This window comes from Kitasatospora sp. NPDC094016, assembly GCF_040304045.1.
GTDB lineage: Bacteria > Actinomycetota > Actinomycetes > Streptomycetales > Streptomycetaceae > Kitasatospora.
In genome coordinates this window covers 15,690-34,643 of record NZ_JBEOUK010000022.1, presented here as the reverse complement: position 1 = coordinate 34,643, position 18,954 = coordinate 15,690, and the positions used below count along the sequence as shown (strand labels likewise).

Here is an 18,954-nt window from a genome sequence, read left to right as displayed (position 1 = left end):
AACGACGGCGGCCCCGGACGGCGCAGTGCCGTCCGGGGCCGCCGGGGCCGGAGGTGGTCAGACCTTGAGGTACTTGCGCAGGGTGAAGAACGCCGCCACGCCGGCCATGCCCATACCGACCACGATCAGCAGCGGTATCACCGCGAGCACCGAGCCGAGGCCGATGAAGTGGATGAACTGCACCCGGTCGGCCAGCCAGTTCTGGACGAAGAAGTGCCCGCCGACCAGCAGTCCGGAGGCCATGGCCGCGCCGAGCAGCGCGGAGAACGCGGCCTCGGCGATGAACGGCATCTGGACGTAGAAGTTCGAGGCACCGACCAGGCGCATGATGCCGGTTTCGCGCCGCCTGCTGTACGCCGACACCCGGACGGTGTTGACGATCAGCAGCAGGGCGACGAACAGCATCAGCACCATGATCACGAAGGCCGCCGTCTGGAGGCCGTTGAGCAGGCCGAACAGGTTCTCCAGGATCTTCCGCTGGTCCTCCACCGACTTGACGCCGGGTTTGCCGGCGAAGGCGCTCTGGATGACGTCGTACTTGGTCGGGTCGTTCAGCTTGACCCGCCAGGACTGCGGCATCGCGTCCGGGCCCAGGACGGAGATGAGCGGGTTGTCCGGGTTCATCTCCTTCCAGTGCTTGTACGCCTCGGCGGAGCTCTCGAAGGTCGACGACTGGACCACCGAGTCCATCTTGTCCAGCTGGGCCTTGATGTCCTGCACCTGCTGGTCGGTGGCCGCACCCTTGTCGCACTGCGGCGAGTTGCGCGCGTCCGACTTGGTGCAGAAGTAGATGCTCACCTCGACCTTGTCGTACCAGTACCCCTTCATGGAGTTCACCTGGTCGCGGACCAGGAGCGAGGAACCGGCCAGGGCGAGGGAGAGCGCGACACTGACCACGACCGCGATGGTCATCGTCAGGTTGCGGCGGAGACCCACACCGATCTCCGACAGGACGAACTGGGCACGCATGCGGGTAACAACTCCAGGGTCGGTACTGCTGGTCTGGCGACGCGGGTGGACGGCCCTACGGGTTCAGCGCCGGCTGCGCCGGTCGGTCAGTGCTGGTATCCGTAGACGCCGCGGGCCTGGTCGCGGACGAGCAGCCCCTTGTCGAGCTCGATGACGCGCTTGCGCATCTGGTCGACGATGGCCTGGTCGTGGGTGGCCATCAGCACCGTGGTGCCGGTGCGGTTGATGCGGTCGAGCAGCTTCATGATGCCGACCGAGTTCTGCGGGTCGAGGTTGCCGGTGGGCTCGTCCGCGATCAGCAGCATCGGACGGTTCACGAACGCGCGGGCGATCGCCACGCGCTGCTGCTCACCACCGGAGAGCTCGCCCGGCATGCGGTCCTCCTTGCCGCCGAGGCCGACCAGCTCCAGCACCTCGGGCACCACCTTGTTGATGGCGCTCTTGGGCTTGCCGATCACTTCGAGGGCGAAGGCGACGTTCTGCGCGACCGTCTTGTTGGGCAGCAGGCGGAAGTCCTGGAAGACGGTGCCCAGCTGGCGGCGCATGTGCGGCACCTTCCAGTTGGACAGCTTGCCGAGGTCCTTGCCCAGCACGTGCACCTCGCCCGTGGAGGGGCGCTCCTCGCGCAGGCACAGGCGCAGGAAGGTGGACTTGCCCGAGCCGGACGAGCCGACCAGGAAGACGAACTCGCCCTTCTCGATCTCCAGCGAGACGTTGTCCAGGGCGGGACGGTTCTGCTTGGGATAGGTCTTGGAGACGTTGTCGAATCTGATCACGGCTGCATCACGGAGGCCATCCTAGGCGGCGCCAGTCCTCGGTCGGTCCACCCCGGGCGCCCGGCCCTGGGGCGGGTGGCGGGAGCGGAAAGGGCCGCTCCCGGTCTGGGACCATACGCGAATCGGAGGTCGGCGCGCAGGGCCCGCCCAGGACAGCCGTCGAAACCTGGGGGAGAATGTCTGGTTATGCCCCGAAAATTGGGAGGCATCTCACAGCCCGGGAGCCGGAACGGTCAGAACCTGGCAGAGTGGAGGTGGCGTCCGTGTTCGGGCGCTCCCCCGCACAGGGCAAGAAGAGGAACCAAAGCCCCGTCCGGTGCGTTGGCTGTAGCAGCGAGGAGGAGATCGCATGACCTGCGACCATCTGGTGTGCGCCAACTGCAACGGCCGCGTGAGTGACGGGCGCTGCGCGGTCTGCCGCGCCAACCGGGCCCGGCTGCAGGAGCAGCAGGGTCCGTTCGCGGCGCTCTCCCCCGCGATGCTGCTGGCCATGCTGGCCGGCCTGCTCGCGGTGGCACTGATCGCCCGGCAGGCACTGGCCTGAGCCCACCGAGGCACACGAAAGGGCCCCCGACCACTGCGGTCGGGGGCCCTGTTCCGTATGTCCGCCTACTGCGCGGCGGTCTCGCGCTGCTTGCGCCAGCGGATGCCCGCCTCGATGAAGCCGTCGATGTCGCCGTCCAGCACGCCCTGCGGGTTGCCGACCTCGTACTCCGTCCGGACGTCCTTGACCATCTGGTACGGGTGCAGCACGTAGGAGCGCATCTGGTTGCCCCAGGAGCTGCCGCTGTCCTTGAGCGCGTCCATCGCCGCCCGCTCCTCCTGGCGGCGCCGCTCCAGCAGCTTCGCCTGGAGGACGTTCATCGCGGACGCCTTGTTCTGGATCTGCGAGCGCTCGTTCTGGCAGGAGACCACGACACCGGTCGGGAGGTGCGTGATGCGCACCGCCGAGTCGGTGGTGTTGACGCCCTGGCCGCCGGGGCCGGAGGCACGGTAGACGTCGATCCGCAGGTCGCCCTCGTCGATGTCGACGTGGTCGGCCTGCTCGACGACCGGGAGCACCTCGACACCGGCGAAGGAGGTCTGCCGGCGGCCCTGGTTGTCGAAGGGCGAGATGCGGACCAGGCGGTGGGTGCCCTGCTCGACCGACAGGGTGCCGTAGGCGTACGGCGCCTTGACCGTGAAGGTCGCGGACTTGATGCCGGCCTCCTCGGCGTACGAGGTGTCGTACACCTCGGTGGGGTACCCGTGCCGCTCGGCCCAGCGCAGGTACATGCGCATCAGCTGCTCGGCGAAGTCGGCGGCGTCGACGCCACCGGCCTCGGCGCGGATGTTGATCAGCGCCTCGCGGGCGTCGTACTCGCCGGACAGGAGGGTGCGGACCTCCAGCTCCTCGACCGCCTTCTGGAGGGAGACGAGCTCGGCCTCGGCCTCGACCCGGGTGTCCGCGTCGTCCTCGGCCTCGGCCAGCTCGAAGAGCACGCCCAGGTCGTCGATACGGCTGCGCAGGCCCTCGACCTTGCGCAGTTCGCCCTGGAGGAAGGAGAGCCGGCTGGTCACCTTCTGCGCGTTCGCGATGTCGTCCCACAGGTTGGGGGCGCCTGCCGCCTCCTCCAGGACAGCGATGTCGGCCCGGATCTTGTCCAGGTCGAGGACGGCCTCGATCGACCCCATGGTCGTTTCGAGGTTCTTGAGCTCTTCGGAAGGATCGACGGCTGCCACGCCCCCAGGGTAATGGTTCCGGGGGTGGTCATGACGACACCGGGGTCCTCCGGCTCTCGCGGTACCCGCCCGACGGCGTTCTACGGCGCCCGCGGGGCCGTGCCGGACACCGTCGGGCGGGCCGGGTGGCCGGCGTCCGGGGCGGTGGCCGCGAAGGCCGTCCAGGCCGCGGCGGCGCCCGCCAGCAGCAGGACGGTGGCCAGCAGGACGGCCAGGACCCGGCGGCGGCGCAGCAGCGCCTGCCGGTCCCGGCGGTGCCCGGTGCCCGGGGCGGTGCGCTGGGCGCGGGACTCCGCGGCGTACGCGGCCAGCTGGTCCGCGGAGGGACGGCGCAGGCTGGTGTGGGTGTCCCGGGTGGAGTCGGGGGCGACGCCGGGCACCAGCGGGACGGCCGGGCCCCGGCGGCGCTTGTGGATGCCGGGGCCGCCGTCCACCTCGGCGTACACGGCCTCGCCGGGGGTCAGCGCCTCCTCCGCCGGGGCGCGGCCCTGGGAGGGGACGGCCAGCACCGGCAGGCCGGCCAGCGAGGGCAGCTGCTCGCGCAGCCGGGCGGCCAGCTCGGCGGCCCGCAGCCGGGAGGCCGGGGCCTTGGCCAGGCACTCGGAGATGATCCGCCACAGCCCGTCCGGCAGGCCGGGGATCGGCGGCACCTGCTCGGTGACGTGCCGGCGCAGCACCGCGCCGGTGTGGCCGCCGCCGAACGGGGTGAACCCGGCCAGCAGCTCGTACAGCACGGTGGCGAGGGCGTAGATGTCGACGGCGGCGCGCGGCTCCAGGCCCTCGATGATCTCCGGGGCGAGGTAGTCGGGGGTGCCGATGATCCGGGTGGCCCGGGTGCGGCGCGGGGCGTCGACCAGGCGGGCCACGCCGAAGTCGGTGAGCTTGGCGCGCGGGGCGCCGCCGGGGCCCGGGGCCGCGGCGAGGTCGAGCAGGACGTTCTCCGGCTTGACGTCGCGGTGGACGATGCCGGCGGCGTGCGCGGCGGCCAGGCCGTCGGCGACGTCCGCGATGACCGAGGCGGCGGTCTGCGGCGGGAGCGCGCCGTCGCGCTCCAGCCGGGAGCGCAGGTCGGTGCCCTGGACCAGCTCCATCACCAGGGCGAGGTCGCTGCCGTCCACGACCATGTCGCGCACGCCGACCACCCGGGGGTGGTCGAGGCTGGTCAGCGCGGCGCGCTCCTGGACGAAGCGGCCGACCAGCACCTGGTCGGCGGCCAGGTCCTCGCGCAGCAGCTTGACCGCCACCGGGCCGTCGGGCCCCTCACCGAGCCAGACCGTCCCGGCCGAACCCCGGCCGATCACCTGGTGGACGGTGTACCGGCTGCCGATCTTGCGTGCCAATGCTGCTCCGTGGGCGGCGCGGGAGCGCGCCCGGGGGTCCGGTGCGCTCGGTGGGGCGGGACAACAGCGACCAACCTACGCGCCCCGGCGCCCCGCGCGGGCCGCCCGAGGGCCCTGGGCGGGCAGTCTCGGGCGAGAAATCTCATGAATTGTCGACAAAGCGTCAATCCCGCCGCGTGGGACCGGTCCTGGACCGGGCGGGCCCGCGCGGCGGGTCCTGGCCCGGCGTCAGTTCTTCGAGCTGCCGAACAGGGCGTCCGCCCAGTCGCGCACCGTGTTGAACCAGCCCTGGATGTTGTCCCAGTAGTGCGGCAGCGGCGTGAAGTTCCACAGCGCGAACCCGGCCACCACCAGCACCACCAGCACCAGCAGGCACCCCTTGAGGCAGCCGAGCCCGGGGATGTACATCCGGTTGCGGCTGCGCTGGCGCCGCTCGCGCGGCGGGGCGGGCTCGCGGCGGTCCTGCTCGCGCGGCTCCTCCCGGCGCTGCGCGGGCTCGCGGTGCTGCGGCTCCTCCCGACGCTGCGCGGGCTCGCGGTGCTGCGGGGATTCACGGTGCTGCGGCGGCTCGGCCCGGCGCGGGACCGGGGTGGGCGGAGGCGGCGGCGGGTAGCCGCCCTGCGACTGCCCGTACGCGGCCGGGGCCGGCCGGTAGCCGCCGGGCGGCTGCGGACGTCCACCGGGCCCTGGCTGCTGCCGGCCGCCGTGACCGGTCTGCCCGGCCTGGTAACCCTGGCCGCCCTGACCGCCCTGGTACGGCGGCGGGGCCACCGGCGGCCGCTGGGCGTACCCGGGCGGCGGCGGGCTCTGGCGCCGCTGGTCCGGGTGGTAGCCGGGCGGCGGCTGCGGCTGGTAGCCGGGGCGGCCGGCCGGCCCGGCCTGGAAGGGCCGCGGGGCGACCTGCGGGTCCTCGAAGTCCTCCGGGCCGAAGTAGCCGACCTGGGTCTGCTGGTTGCGGTCCCGGGCCGCCCGCAGCTGCGTCTGCCACGGGTGCGGCGTCTCCTCCCCCGGAGCCCCCGGAACACCCGGAGCGCCCGGCGGGGGCGGCGGCACGACGGTGGGCGGCATCACCTGGGTGCGGTCCGGGGCCCCGAACGGCGGGGCGGGCGGCGGCTGGGTGCCCATCACCTGGGTCGCCCCCGCCGGGTCGTACTGCGGGGCCGGCGGGGCGGCCGGGCCCGTCGGCGACAGGCCGGGGACGCCCGCGCCGGGGCCCGGGACGGAGGTCGGGCGCGGGTCCGGCAGCAGCAGCGAGCCGACCGCGAGCGCCTCGTCCACCGCCGCCGGGGAGGCGTGCACCCCGACGCCGGCCGCCACCACCCGCAGCGCGCCGGCCAGCGAGGTCGCGGACGGCCGCTGCGCCGGGTCCTTGCGCAGGCAGCGCTCGATCACCGTCCACAGCGGCTCGGGCATGGTGCTGGGCCGCTGCGGCTCCTGCGCCAGGTGGGCGTGGAGGAGCGCGATCGCGCTGTCGCCCTGGAACGGCTGGCGGCCGGTGACCAGCTCGTACAGCATGATCCCGGCGCCGTAGACGTCCACCGCGGAGGTCTGCGGGCGGCCCTCGGCGGACTCCGGCGCGATGTAGGCGGGGGTGCCGACGAACTCGTGGGTGCGGGTGATGCCCGGGGAGTCGGCGAGGCGGGCGATGCCGAAGTCGGTCAGCATCGGGTGCATCTGCTCGGTGCCGTCCAGCACCGTGGAGGCGAGCAGCACGTTGGCCGGCTTGAGGTCGCGGTGGACGATCCCGTCCTCGTGGCTGGCCGCCAGCGCGTCCGCGACCTGGGCCATCAGCAGGGCGCCGGCGATCGGGCTGAACGGGCCGTTGGAACGCAGGTAGCGGGCCAGGTCGGGGCCGTCGATCAGGTCCATCACCAGGGCCAGCAGCTCGCCCTCCACCACCAGGTCGCGGACCCGGACGATGTTCGGGTGGGTCAGTCGCAGCAGCAGCGAGCGCTCGCGCAGGAAGCGCATCACGACGTCCGGGTCAGCCGCCAGTTCCTCGCGCAGCACCTTGATCGCCACCAGCTGCCCGGGCTCGCTGCCGGGCACCTGGACGTCGGGACGCACCCGGCCGCGCCAGACCGTCCCGGTGGCACCCCGTCCGAGGGTCTCCTCAAGCAGATACTTGCTGCCGACTGGCCGCACCTGTCGCACTCCTCGTCGTGCCGCCCGCGCGGGGCGCTCCTCCGCCGGTGCGGTGAGCCTGCCGGGCCCGTGTCTGCGGCCACTCTAACGGTGTCCGTTCAGGTTTTTGGGGCGACCGGCAGGCCATCCCGGAGGGGTTGGGGGACATCCCCTAGGGGAGTTCCCGGACCGGTTCGGCGGGCCCGCCGACGGGGCCCCCGCCGCACCGGTTGACCTGACCCTCCGTCGCCTCCACCATGGCGATGATCGCAAGATCGTCAAATCCGGTACGGTGCGCGGACTGTCCGTGACGGATGGCAGGATGGACACTCGCCACTCGTGTGGCCCAAAGGGTCGCCGCGGCCGCCCCGCGCGCCCGCGACGACACCGGGCAGCGGTACCAGGCTCCACACCAGCAGAAGGGACCCGCGGGCGAGATGCAGATCCGGCTGACCGTCCTCCGACCGCGCAGCGGCCCGACCGCCGCCGGCTCCGCCATCCCCTACGTGGACGTGCTGGTCACCGCACCCGTCGGCACCGCGCTCGGCTCCCTCGCGGGCGCCCTCGCGGGCGCCGTCGGCGTGCGCGGGCCCCGGGCCGCCACCCACGTGCACCTGTACGCCGGGGCGCACCGGGTCGACGAGCACACGCTGCTCGGCCACCCCCCGCTCCTCGACGGGGCCGTCCTCAGCCTCAACGAGCCCGACCCGACCGCCGACGACCCCGACGACACCCCCGCCGCCGCCGAACTGCGCGTGGTCGGCGGCCCGGACGCCGGCGGAGTGCACCGGCTGCACGGCCGGGAGATCCGGATCGGCCGCTCCGGCGAAGCCGACGTCCCGCTCGACGACCCCGACGTCTCCCGGCTGCACCTGGCCCTGCACCTCGCCGACGACGGCAGGATCACCGTCCGCGACCTCGGCTCCACCAACGGCACCACCCTGGACGGTCGGCTCGTCCCGCCCGGAGCCCCCGAGGAAGCCGTCCCGCTGGAGGCCGGCGCCCTGCTGCGCATCGGCGAATCCACCCTGCACGTGGCCGCCCCCGACCCGGCCGACGGCACCGGCCGCGCCGCCCTGCCCGACGGCCACGGCCACCTCCAGCTCGCCGCCCCCGGCCCGGTCCGCCCCGCCCCGCCGGTGGCCGAACCGCCGGCGGCCCCCGAACCCGCCCCCGGTCGCGGCCGCGGTCTGCTCTCGCTGCGACTCGGCCGCACCGCCGAACCGCCCGGCCAGGAGAGCGCCGAACGCCACCACACCGCCGTACGGCTGCGCCAGGCCGCCGCCCAGCGCGAACGATGGCCGGATCTCGCCACCCTGCTGCTCAACGCCGTCGGTCCCGGCCCCCGGCTCTGGGAGCGCGGTCCCGGCCACCCCGACGCGCTCACCCTGCGCCTGGGCACCGCCGACCGCCCCGGCGGCCCCGGCACCGCGCCCGGCACCATGCTGCCCGCCGTCCCCGTCACCCTCGACCTGCAGACCGCCGGCAGCCTCGGCCTCAGCGGCCCGCGCGAACGCCTGGACGCGCTCACCCGCGCCGTCGTCGCCCAGCTCGCCGCCCTGCACCCGCCGACCGGCCTGAGCCTGGTCGTCGTCGACGCCGACCAGGCCCGCACCCCCGAAGAACGCGCGGACACCTGGGCCTGGGCCCTCTGGCTGCCCCACCTGCGCCCCGCCGACGGCCAGGACTGCCGCCTGCTGCTCGGCCTCGACGACGAACAGGCCACCGCCCGGCTGACCGAACTGACCACCCGGCTCAGCGGCCCGGCCGGCCTCGGCGGCCACCCCGCGACCGTCGTCGTGGTGGACGGCCGCCCGACCACCGAGACCGCCCGGCAGGCCGTCGACCTGCTGCTGCGCCAGGGCCCGGCCGTCGGCATCTTCCCGATCTGCCTCGCCGAGCAGCCCGAACTGCTCCCCCGCGGCCTCGGCGCCACCGCCCTGATCACCGGCGAGGTCGGCACCCAGCTCTCCCTCGACCGCCCCGTCGCCCGCGGCCGGGAGACCTTGCACGAGGTCTCCCTGGACGCCGTCTCCGACGCCTGGGCCGAACGGCTCGCCCGCGTACTCGCCCCGCTGCGCGAGGCCGCCCCGGCCGCCCGCGGCCCGCTGCCCGACGCGCTGCGGCTGCTCGAACTGCTCCAGCTCGACACCGTCACCCCGGCCAAGCTGTCCGCCCGCTGGGCGGCACACGCCGGCGGCATCGGCGCCGCCACCGCGCTGCTCGGCACCACCCGGGACGAACTCTGCACGCTCGACCTGGCCGACCCCGAACTCGCCCTCCCCTCCCCCGACCCGGGCGGCCCGCACCTGCTCATCGGCGGCGCCCGCGGCTCCGGCAAGACCGAGCTGCTGCGCACCCTGGTCGCCTCGCTCGCCGTCTCCGAACGCCCCGAGCGCCTCACCGTCACCCTCGTCGAGGGCCGGTCCACCGAGGACGGCCTGGACGGCTGCACCGAACTGCCGCACGTCACCGGCCTGGTGAACGCCGCCGACGACCCGCGGGCCGCGCTGCTCGCCGCGGAGGCCCTGGAGGACGAACTCGCCCTGCGCGAGCGGCTGTTCGACGGACTGGACTTCGCCTCCTGGCACGCCGCCCGCATCCTGGACGGGCAGAGCCTGGACGAACAGGGCCTGGCCGGGCAGAACCTCGCCGGACACCCGGCCGTCCCGGTACCGGCCGTCGTCGGCGCGGCCTCCGCCGCCACCCCGAAGATCATCCACCCGCGCAGCGGCGACGGCGCCCGGCCGGTCGCCTCCCCCGCCGCCGCCCCCTGCCCCGCCCGCCTGGTCGTCGTCGTGGACGACTACGACGCCCTGCTCTCCCCCACCTCCCCGGCCGGCCGCCCGCTCGCCCGCGCCCTCGCCGCCGTCGCCCGCCACGGCGGCCCGCTCGGCGTCCACCTCGCGGTCACCACCGGACACCCGGAGGAGAGCGCCGGCACCGAGGTCGACGAGGCCGCCCTGCTCCGCATCGCGCTGCGCACCGAGGACCCGGCCGACTCCGACCTGCTGATCCACCTCGGCGACGCGGCCGCCCTGCCCGAGGACACCCCCGGCCGCGGCTACCTGCGCCTGCCGGACGGCGGCGTCACCGCCTTCCAGGCCGCCCGGATCAGCGGCCGCATCCCGCGCACCGCCACCCTGCGCCCCACCGTCGTCGCGATCGACCCGCTCCAACTCGGCGCCCCGCCCGCCCGCCGCCCGGTCCGCGAACTCGGCAACGGCCCCACCGACCTCGCCCTCCTCGCCAGCGCCCTCCAGCGCGCGGCCGCCCACTGATCGGGCGGAACGACGTCCACCGCCCCCGCCGCGATCACCATCGTGGCGGGGGCGGCGCGCGTACGGGCCGCCCGTGGTGGCGTTCGACGGCTCATCACCACGGGCGGCCCTTCAGCCAACCGTCAGGCGGTCAGGCGGTCAGGCGCACTTGATCTCGCGGTTCACCACGGCCATCCCGGCGACCTTGTCGCCGTCCACGGTGAACTCGTACTGCCAGCCCTGCTGCCCCTCGACCGGCATCACGTACGTGCCGCCCTTGGCGAGCTGGAGGCCCTTGGCGCCGTACGCCTGCTGGAGCGCCTCCACGGTGGAACCGGCCCCGACGCCCTCGGCCGTCTTCGCCTCGGCCGGGGCGACCAGTTCGCGCAGGCCCGTCGCCGCGAAGGAGACCCGGCCGGTGGCCAGGTACGCCTTGTCCTTGGCCTCCTGGGCGAACCGCAGGTCGACCAGGGCCATCGTCGCGTCCGCGATCGCCTTGGCGGCGTCGGCCAAGCCCTTGGCCCCGGCGGCGGAGCCCGCGGCGGCGGCGGCCGCGTCCTTGGCGGAGGCGTTCGGCGGCAGGGTGCCCCCCGGGGCGGGCGCCTTGCCCGAGGCCGCGTCGGCCTTGGCGTTCAGGTCCTTGTAGCGGGCCTCGGTGGCCGCCTCGGCCGCCATCCGGGCCTGGTCCGGCGCCGGACCGCCCTTGTAGACGAAGTCCGTGCAGCCGTCGAGCAGCGAGACCGGCACGCTCTCCAGGGCGCCGGTGGCCAGCCCGGTGTCCTTGGCCATTCCCGGCTTCAGCCCCCGGTACCCGGCCGCCGCGAAGGCCTCCGGACCCTTCGACGTGGACGCGGGCGCGGGCGTCGCCGCGGGCGCCCCGGTGGCGGCCTGAGCCTTCGCGGTGTCCTTCTCGTCCTTCTTGTCATCGGACGTACAGGCCGCCGCACCCGCGACCAGCAGTGCCACCGAGATGCCCACGCCCACTGCGCGGACCGAGGCTCGGTTCTTCCTCATGCCACAACCTTCACTTGATCATTCGATGGTCGCCGTATCGAGAGTGCGACCACGGTCTACCGGCGGTTTCTCAGGAGCAGTACGTGTTGTGCTTGACCAGGGCGAGGCCGGCGACCTTGCCCTCGGCCATGGTGAACTCGTAGAACCAGTCCGGGCCGCCGTTGCCGCCCTCGGCCGGGAGTTCGTACGTGCCGTCCTCGGTCGGCTTGAGGGCCTTGCCCTCGTAGGCTCGCTTGAGCTCGTCCTCCGTCGAACCGGCGCCGACTCCCTCCGCGGTGCGGGCGTCCGCCGGGGCGACCAGCTGGCGCAGGCCCTCGGTGCCGAAGTTGACCCGGCCGGTGGCCAGGAAGGCCTGGTCCCGGTTCTTACGGGCGGTCACGATGACGTCCGCCTCCTTGAACAGCGCGTCGGACTCCTGCCGTTCGGCGGCCTCCTGCTTCAGCCGCTCCTGGAGGCGCTCGCTGTGCTTCACCATCTCCTCCAGCGAGGCCCCGGGCGCCAGGGTCTCGAACGGCTTCCGGTTCGCCCGCATCTCGTCGATCCTGGCAATCGCCTTGTCGGACTTCGCGCGGGCCTCCGTCTCGGCCGCCATCCGGGCCTGGTCCGGCGCCGGGCCGCCCTTGTACGCGTAGTCGGTGCAGCCGTTGAACAGCGAGACCGGCGACGGCTCCAGGGCTCCGGAGGCGAGCGCCTCGTCCTTGGTCATCGACAGCTGCAGTCCGCGGTAGCCGCCGGTGCCGAACGGCTGCGGCGGCGTACTGACCGCTGCGGTCGCGCCGGTCTTCCGCCCCGCGTCCTTGCGGCCCTCGCAGGCCGCCGCTCCGGCCACGACCAGAGCCACCGTCAGTACGGCCCCCGCCGTGCGCGCGCTGCGCATCCCCACGGTGATCCCCTCCCCTATGTCGATCACACACGGTAGCGAATATGCGGGCATGATCCACAATCGGTTTCCACACCGGCGGAAGGGACGTCGCCGTGAACGGCCGACGACTGGTCACCCCGCCGTCCGCCGCCGTCCGAAGGCGGCGGACGGCAGCTGCCGGTCAGTGGGCCGGGGGCTGGGCGGCGAGGCCGCGGGTGTAGTGGGCGGCGGCGAGGACCGAGGCCATCAACTCGGCGTCGAGCACGGAGGCGTCGGCCAGCCGGGTGGCCGCCGCGTGGGAGGCGAGCAGCGTCTTGGTGACTCGCAGTGCGGCCTCGGGGCGGCGGGTGACGGGCCTGACCCACTCGGCCACCGCCCCGTCCAGGTCCTGCTCGGGGACGACGCGTTGCAGGATGGCGAGCTCCCGCGCCTCCACCGCGCCGACCGGGCGGCTGGTGAGGATGATCTCGCGGACCCTGGCCGCACCGACCTCGTGGAGCAGCCGGGGCAGCAGGCCGCCCCAGGCGACGGGCAGGCCCAGGGCCAGCTCGGGCAGCCGGAAGACGGCGTTGTCGGCGCCGACCCGCAGGTCGCAGGCGAGCGCCAGGGCGAAGCCGGCGCCGGTGGCCCGGCCCTGGACCCGGGCGACGGTCACGGCGGAGCTGTTGGTGAGGGCGTCGCAGACCCTGCGGGCCTTCTCCCCGTAGCTCCGTATGCCGCCGCCGGTCGGGTCCTGGTCCAGGCCCGCGAAGAGTTCGTCGCGGTCGCCGCCGAGGCAGAAGTCCCGGCCGGCCCCGGACAGCACGATCACGCGCACGGCCGGGTCGGGTACGGCCAGCACGGCGAGGAGTTCGTCCAGCATGGCCGAGGTGACGGCGTTCCCGGTCGCCGGGCTGTCCAGCTCGATGTGGAGCACGGGGCCCTGGCGCTCGGTACGGACCGTACGGGCCGCCGCGGGCGCGGGAACGGGCTCCGGGGCGGGCGATGCGCCGGGTGATGCGCCGGGCGGCGAGGCGTTCGACGCGACGGGCTCGGGGTGCGGGTACGGGTACGGGAGGTACGACGGCTGCGCCGCGTGCGGCGGGTACTGCGGGACCTGGGGAACCTGGGGAACCTGGGGAACCTGCGGGGACACGTTCATGCGGCCACTCTCAGGGACGTCACCCGGTGGAAGACCATCCGGGGTGCGTACTCGGGCGGGCTCACCGCCCGCAGGGTCGGGAAGCGCCGCAGCAACTGGCCGAGCAGGGCGCGCGCCTCCAGCCTGGCCAGGCCCGCGCCGAGGCAGTAGTGGGCGCCGCCGCCGAAGGTGAGGTGGGTGCCCCGGCGGAGCACGTCGAAGGTGTGCGGGTCCGGGTTGCGGCGCGGATCGCGGTTCGCCGCGCCGTACATCACGTGGACCATGGTGTCCTTGGGCAGGAACACCCCGGCCAGCTCGGTGTCCTCGCCCGCGACGCGGCTGTTGACGCGGATCGGCGGGTCGTGGCGCAGCGCCTCGTCGATCGCGTCGTCGATGTGCTCCGGCCGCTCCCGCAGCCACTCCCACCGGCCGGGCGACCGCAGCAGCGACCACACCAGCGAGGAGAGCAGCGTCGCCGTGGTCTCCAGCGAGGCGATGGTGACGAACATGGTGAGCTGGTAGACCATCCGGTCGGTGGCCTCGCGGTCGGACTCCAGCGCGTCCCAGGTGCGGATCCAACCGGCGATCACGTCGTCGCCGTCGTTGTCGCGGCGCTCCCGGACGAGGCGGGTGAAGTACTCGCGCAGGTCCATGGTGGCCTGCTCGGAGACCGCCAGCTGGCTCTTGGTGGGCAGCAGCTCCTGGGCGTGCACCTGGTTGTGGGTCATCGTCAGGATGTGCGGGTGGTCCGCCGGGGCGATGTCCAGCCAGCGCCCGACGGTGCCGATCGGCAGCTGCTCGCTGACCAGGGCGGAGAGGTCCGCCTCGCCGTCCGTCCGTATTCGCTCGGCCAGGCGGTCGAGCAGCCCGGTGACGTCGGCCTCGATCTCCGGCTGCATGTCCCGCAGGGTGGCGTGGTTGAAGAGGTTTCCGAGGCTGCGCCGCTGCCGGGTGTGCTCGGGGGCGTTGAGCCGGGAGAGGGTCCGGCTCATCTCCTGGGTGGCGACGGCCTCCCAGCGCTCCGTCCCGGTCTGCCGTTCCTGCCAGGCGAAGTCGGGGACGAGCCAGGTCCGGCCGCGCAGGACCTGGTCGCACGCGTCGTACCCGGTGACGAGGTAGCCGCCCCAGGGTGCCGGGACGAGGTCTCCCAGCGCCCGCAGCCCGTCGTAGACCGGGCTCGGGTCGGCGAGTCCCTCGGCCGACCGCAGCCTGCGCAGGAGCGGCACGGCGGCGCGGCGGTCGACCACCCTTCCGTCCGGGCTCACCGGTTCCGCGGGGCGGGCTTCCAACATGGCGGTCACACGGGGCTCCTAACGCGCGGGCGGGCAGTACGGCGGCGATCTACCCAGCAACAGCGCGCTCAAGCGTCGATCCGTGTTGCCCCCGTCACGTACCCGCACCGCCGTCGGACTCCGTTCACGCCGCGGTGGCGGAACGGCTTCCGACGGCGCGTCGGATCGGAGCCCGGGGCGTGTCAGACCCGGAAGACGTCCAGGAAGGAGCTCCACCACCCCTTCTTCTGCCCGGCCCGGCCCGGCGCGGGGGCGCCGGCCTGCGGGTACGCCTGCGTCGCCTCGGCGCCGACCGGCGATCCGCCCGGCGCGGTGTCCGCTCCCGCGGCCGGCCGCGTGGTCCGGGCGGGCGCCGGGCTGAACCGCACCGGCAGCGAGACCAGGCCGCGCTGGAACGGGCCCGGCCGCCACTCCACGCTCTCCGCGGGCACCGCGAGCGTGACGTCCGGGAGGGCGTTGAGCAGGCACTCGATCGCGCTCAGGGCGATCAGCTGGGCCGGGGACTTGGCCGGGCACGCGTGCGGACCGGCGCCCCAGGCCAGGTGGGCCCCCTTGCTGAGGGTCAGCCGGGCGTCCGTCAGCGCGGGGTCGCTGTTGGCGGCGGCGAAGCTGATCACCACCGGGCTGCCCGCGTCCATCGGCACCCCGCCCACGTCGAGGTCCTGCATCGGGTAGTGGGTGGCGTAGTTGGCGATCGGCGGGTTGTTCCACAGCACGTCGTCGAGGGCGTCCTCGATGCGCAGTCCGGAGCGGCCCTCGCCGGACAGCAGCAGGAGCAGCGCGTTGCCGATCAGGTTGCGCTCGGGCTCGACGCCGGCGCCCATCAGCATGACCAGCTGGTCCTTGAGCTCCTCGTCCCGCAGGCCGGCCGGGTGCTGGATGAGCCACGAGGTGATGTCGTCGCCGGGCTGGCGGCGCTTCAGCGCGACCAGGTCCATCAGGCAGGCGGTCAGTTCCTCGTTGGCCTGGATCACGTCGAGGCCGTCGAAGAGCGCGGACATGCTGCGGGTCAGCCGGTCGCCGATGTCGGCCGGGCAGCCGAACAACTGGTTGAACAGCAGCAGCGGCAGCAGCTTGGCGTAGTCGTTGAGCAGGTCGGCCCGGCCCAGCGGACTGAACTGGTCGATCAGGTAGCCGGCGATCCGCTCGACGTGCCGGTTGAGCCGGTTGTCGTTGAGCCGACCCAGGCTCTCGGTGACGGCCTTGCGCAGCCGCAGGTGCTCGGCGCCGTCCGTGAAGAGGCAGTTGGGCCGGTAGAACATCATCGGCAGGACGGGGCTGTCCAGCGGCACCCGTCCTTCGTTGAGCGCCGCCCAGCGCCGCGAGTCCCGGGCGAACATCCCCGGGTTCTGCAGCACCCGCAGGGCGGCCTCGTGCGAGGTGACCAGGGTGGCCTCGACCCCCGGGGCCAACTCCACCGGCGCGGCGGGGCCGTTGGCGCGCAGCTTGTCGTAGACCGCGCCGGGGTCGGACGAGAACATCTCCCCGTAGAGCGGTGTGCTCACGCCGACGTGCATCGGGCAGCCCTGCGGAGGCGACTGCGGGCCGGGGCGCTGCGGAGAATCCATGGGTCGTTCCTTGGAGGTGGCCCCGGGCGGGTGCGGACCCGGGAGGCGTGAGGGGAGGGAGGCGTGGGGGAGGTCAGGAGGCGCGGGGGTCAGGAGGCGCGGTCGAGCAGGTGCCGGACGAGCGTCAGCAGGGCGTTGGCCGAGGAACGCTGGTCCCGCGCGTCGCAGAACACCACCGGTGTGTGCGGCAGCAGGTCGAGTGCCTCGCGCAGCTGGTCCTCGGTGTACTCGTCCTGCCGGTCGAAGCTGTTGACCGCCACGGCGTACTCCAGGCCGTACTGCTCGATCAGGTCGATGACGGGGAAGGTGTCCGCGAGGCGGGTCGGGTCGGCCAGCAGCAGCGCTCCCAGCGCGCCCCGCGCCATGTCCTCCCAGAGCTGCATGAACCGTTGCTGCCCCGGCGTGCCGAACAGGTACAGCACCAGGTCGTCGCCGAGGGTCAGCCGGCCGAAGTCCAGGGCGACGGTCGTGGTCTTCTTGTCCGGTACGCCGCGGAGGTCGTCGACGCGGATGGACGCCTGCGTCATGCTCTCCTCGGTGCTCAGCGGGGCGATCTCCGACAAGGCCCCGATGAGCGTGGTCTTGCCGACCGCGAAGTGCCCCACGACCAGGATCTTGACCGCGGTCGTCACCGCGCCCGGGACGTAGATGTCCTCAGGCGAACCGGCGTTGAAGTCCATGCAGTACCTTCTCTAGAAGTCTCGGATCCGGGGCCTGGGCCGGGGGCGGGGCCGACCGGCACAGCAGCCGTCCCTCATGGATCAGGTCCGTCAGCAGCAGCCTCACGACTCCCACCGGCAGCTCCAGCCGGGCCGCGACCTCGGCCACCGAGAGGTAGCCGCCGGAGCACAGCTCCCAGATCGCCCGGGTCTCCGGGCTCGGCAGGGCAGGGAGGTCCTGCTCGGGCGCGACGGTGACCAAGGTGATCAGAGACAGGGCTTCCGCACTCGGTAACTCGCGCCCGCCGGTGATCACGTAGGAGCGGATGAAGCCGCCGGTGACCCGCTGTTCCTCGCCGCCGGCCGTCATGAGCCGCTGAGCGTGCTCTGGCGCGGCGCCGCCGACATCGCCCGTCCGAGCGCGCCCACCTGCTGCTGCATCCGGAAGGACATCGCCTCCATGTCGACGTCGGGGGCGGTGGAGGCGGCCAGGTACGCACCGCTGCCGGCCGCGATCAGGAAGATCCAGCCGTGGTCGTACTCCAGCAGGGTCTGGCGCCAGACCCCGGCGCCTGCGCCGTCTCCGCCGACGAACGGGGCGACCGCGCGGCTCAGCGACTGCATCGAGCTCATCGCGGCGGCGTTGGTCTCCGCCTCGTCACGGCCTATCTCGCTGGACCGTTCGAGCAGGAGGCCGTCGGCGGAGACGAGGATGGCGTGCCGGGCGCCGGGTACCTGGAGTACGTCGTTGAGCACCCAGGACAGATCGCGGCTCACTGGATCTCGGTTCCTTCCGTGTTCGTGGTGTTACGCCCGGACAGCGTGCCGCGCTGGAACGCGCCGAGGCGGGACGGCGTGTTCTGGCCGGGGCTCCGCACCGGCGCCTCGGCCCGGCCGGGGTCCTGCGGGGAGGGGAGGACCGACACCGGGCGGTGGCGGCGGCGGCGGGGCAGCTGCCCGTCCGCGGTCATCTCCGGTTCCGTCACCGCCGCCGGCACCGGGGCCAGGGGCGTCGCCGGTTCGGGCAGCGACACGAGCCGCTGACCGGGGGCCTGCGCCCAGGCCTGCGCGGGCTGCTCCGCCGGCGGGGCCTGATAGTCGCCGCGCGCGCCCTGGTGGTCGCCGTGCGCGGTCTGGTGGTCGCCGTGCACGGCGGTGGCCGGGGCCGGGGCCGCGACCTCGCTGCTGAGCAGCTCGGCCGGCAGCAGCACCACGGCCCGCACGCCCCCGTACGGGGAGACCGAGTCGACGGAGACCCGGAAGCCGTAGCGGGCGGCCAGCATGCCGGAGACGGCGAAGCCGAACTTCGGGGGGTTGCCCAGGCTGGTGAGGCCGATCGGCGCGCCCGGGTTCAGGAGCACCGCCGCGCGGTCCTTCTCCTCCTGGCCCATGCCGAGGCCGGCGTCGTCGACGATCAGGCAGACCCCGGTGGGGACGGCCTGGACGCTGACCTCCACCGGGGTGTCCGGGGCGGAGTAGTTGGTCGCGTTGGCGAGCAGCTCGGACAGCACGACGGCGACCGGCTCGACGACCTTGCTGACGAGCGCGACGCTGACCTGGGAGTGGATCCGTACCCGGTCGAAGTGCCGGATCCGGCCCTGGGCGCTGCGAACCACGTCGTAGACCGAGGCGACGCTCTCCCGGCGGCCCAGCCAGCCGCCGCAGAGCACCGCGATGCCCTGGGCGCGCCGGCCGAACTGGCTGTTGGTGTGGTCGATCGTCATCAGGTCGGCCAGGATCTGCGGGCTGTCGCCGTACTTCCGCTGCACCTTGTCGATGACGACCTGCTGTTCGTCGGCCAGGCCCTGCAGCGTCCGCATCGCCGCCTTGAGGACGGCCTTGGTGTCCTCCTCGGCGTCGCGGCGGACGTCCGTCAGCTCGGAAGCGTGCTGGTTCCGCAGGTGGTCGTGCAGCACGGCGAACTCGTCGCGCTGCCGCTGCGCCAGGGCGCCGGCCTCCTCCAGGGAAACGTTTCGCCGCCGCAGGGCGAGGTTCGTCCTGCGGGCCTGGAGGGCCGCTCCGACGGCTACGAGCATCACCACGATGAAGACCCAGAAAAAGGGTTCCTGCACAAATGACGTCATGAAACTCTCTTCAGGTGGCACCGTGTGGAGCCGGTCCGGGCCCCGAGGCGCGAATGGGACTGGCGGCCTGAACCCCCTCCGAAAGACACCTGATGTCACATCACATCGCGGTGCTTTCCGGCACGGGACCTGCGGCGACGCCTATCGCGGGGTCAGCCTACTGC

The 18,954-nt window shown here is 73.7% G+C and carries 16 protein-coding genes; 2 read left to right on the top strand and 14 right to left on the bottom strand.

Annotation, left to right across the window (positions count from 1 at the left end):
- Nucleotides 1-57 precede the first annotated feature (57 nt).
- Together ftsX and ftsE are read right to left on the bottom strand one after the other, a co-directional pair.
- Nucleotides 58-969, bottom strand: a complete 912-nt coding sequence (gene ftsX / locus ABT015_RS20830) for a permease-like cell division protein FtsX (protein ID WP_350881111.1) — start codon at nucleotides 967-969, stop codon at nucleotides 58-60.
- Nucleotides 970-1,055: 86 nt separating this feature from the next.
- Nucleotides 1,056-1,745, bottom strand: a complete 690-nt coding sequence (gene ftsE / locus ABT015_RS20825) for a cell division ATP-binding protein FtsE (RefSeq protein ID WP_063349173.1) — start codon at nucleotides 1,743-1,745, stop codon at nucleotides 1,056-1,058.
- A gap of 349 nt (nucleotides 1,746-2,094) precedes the next feature.
- Here ftsE and ABT015_RS20820 point away from each other — a divergent pair, with 349 nt between their 5' ends.
- Nucleotides 2,095-2,289, top strand: coding sequence for a hypothetical protein (locus ABT015_RS20820; RefSeq protein WP_350881109.1), 195 nt, complete (start codon nucleotides 2,095-2,097; stop codon nucleotides 2,287-2,289).
- A 65-nt stretch (nucleotides 2,290-2,354) separates the two neighbouring features.
- On the opposite strand, the gene prfB is transcribed toward ABT015_RS20820, so the two are convergent.
- From prfB to ABT015_RS20805, 3 genes are all read right to left on the bottom strand, one after another.
- Entirely contained in the window at nucleotides 2,355-3,467 is a 1,113-nt protein-coding gene (gene prfB / locus ABT015_RS20815; RefSeq protein ID WP_350881107.1) for a peptide chain release factor 2, read from the bottom strand.
- Nucleotides 3,468-3,547: 80 nt separating this feature from the next.
- Nucleotides 3,548-4,807, bottom strand: coding sequence for a serine/threonine-protein kinase (locus ABT015_RS20810; RefSeq protein WP_350881105.1), 1,260 nt, complete (start codon nucleotides 4,805-4,807; stop codon nucleotides 3,548-3,550).
- 228 nt (nucleotides 4,808-5,035) lie between these two features.
- Entirely contained in the window at nucleotides 5,036-6,952 is a 1,917-nt protein-coding gene (locus ABT015_RS20805) for a serine/threonine-protein kinase (protein WP_350881102.1), read from the bottom strand.
- 320 nt (nucleotides 6,953-7,272) lie between these two features.
- On the opposite strand from ABT015_RS20805, the gene ABT015_RS20800 reads away from it, so the two are divergent.
- Nucleotides 7,273-10,212 carry an FtsK/SpoIIIE domain-containing protein gene (locus ABT015_RS20800; protein ID WP_350881100.1) on the top strand — a complete coding sequence of 980 codons (2,940 nt, stop codon included), beginning with the start codon at nucleotides 7,273-7,275 and terminating at the stop codon, nucleotides 10,210-10,212.
- Nucleotides 10,213-10,350: 138 nt separating this feature from the next.
- On the opposite strand, the gene ABT015_RS20795 is transcribed toward ABT015_RS20800, so the two are convergent.
- The 9 genes from ABT015_RS20795 to ABT015_RS20755 form a co-directional block, all read right to left on the bottom strand.
- The gene (locus ABT015_RS20795) at nucleotides 10,351-11,205 is read right to left on the bottom strand and encodes a hypothetical protein (protein WP_350881098.1); all 855 of its coding nucleotides are present in this window, start codon (nucleotides 11,203-11,205) and stop codon (nucleotides 10,351-10,353) included.
- Between the two features lie 70 nt (nucleotides 11,206-11,275).
- A complete protein-coding gene (locus ABT015_RS20790; protein ID WP_350881096.1) occupies nucleotides 11,276-12,115 on the bottom strand; it encodes a hypothetical protein in 840 nt (279 codons plus the stop codon).
- A 133-nt stretch (nucleotides 12,116-12,248) separates the two neighbouring features.
- Nucleotides 12,249-13,208 (bottom strand): enoyl-CoA hydratase/isomerase family protein, encoded by a 960-nt coding sequence (locus tag ABT015_RS20785; RefSeq protein ID WP_350881094.1) that lies wholly within the window; start codon nucleotides 13,206-13,208, stop codon nucleotides 12,249-12,251.
- A complete protein-coding gene (locus ABT015_RS20780) occupies nucleotides 13,205-14,338 on the bottom strand; it encodes a cytochrome P450 (protein ID WP_350881259.1) in 1,134 nt (377 codons plus the stop codon). Before ABT015_RS20780 ends, ABT015_RS20785 begins: the two co-directional genes overlap by 4 nt.
- Nucleotides 14,339-14,661: 323 nt before the next feature.
- Complete coding sequence (locus ABT015_RS20775; RefSeq protein WP_402454973.1) at nucleotides 14,662-16,047, bottom strand: cytochrome P450 family protein; 1,386 nt, start codon at nucleotides 16,045-16,047, stop codon at nucleotides 14,662-14,664.
- Nucleotides 16,048-16,136: 89 nt separating this feature from the next.
- The gene (locus ABT015_RS20770; protein WP_350881092.1) at nucleotides 16,137-16,727 is read right to left on the bottom strand and encodes a GTP-binding protein; all 591 of its coding nucleotides are present in this window, start codon (nucleotides 16,725-16,727) and stop codon (nucleotides 16,137-16,139) included.
- Nucleotides 16,702-17,076, bottom strand: coding sequence for a DUF742 domain-containing protein (locus ABT015_RS20765; protein ID WP_350881090.1), 375 nt, complete (start codon nucleotides 17,074-17,076; stop codon nucleotides 16,702-16,704). Before ABT015_RS20765 ends, ABT015_RS20770 begins: the two co-directional genes overlap by 26 nt.
- Entirely contained in the window at nucleotides 17,073-17,483 is a 411-nt protein-coding gene (locus ABT015_RS20760) for a roadblock/LC7 domain-containing protein (protein WP_350881088.1), read from the bottom strand. The genes ABT015_RS20765 and ABT015_RS20760 overlap by 4 nt, the downstream gene beginning before the upstream one ends.
- On the bottom strand, nucleotides 17,480-18,790 hold the full coding sequence (locus ABT015_RS20755) for a histidine kinase (RefSeq protein WP_350881086.1): 1,311 nt from the start codon (nucleotides 18,788-18,790) through the stop codon (nucleotides 17,480-17,482). The genes ABT015_RS20760 and ABT015_RS20755 overlap by 4 nt, the downstream gene beginning before the upstream one ends.
- Nucleotides 18,791-18,954: the final 164 nt, after the last annotated feature.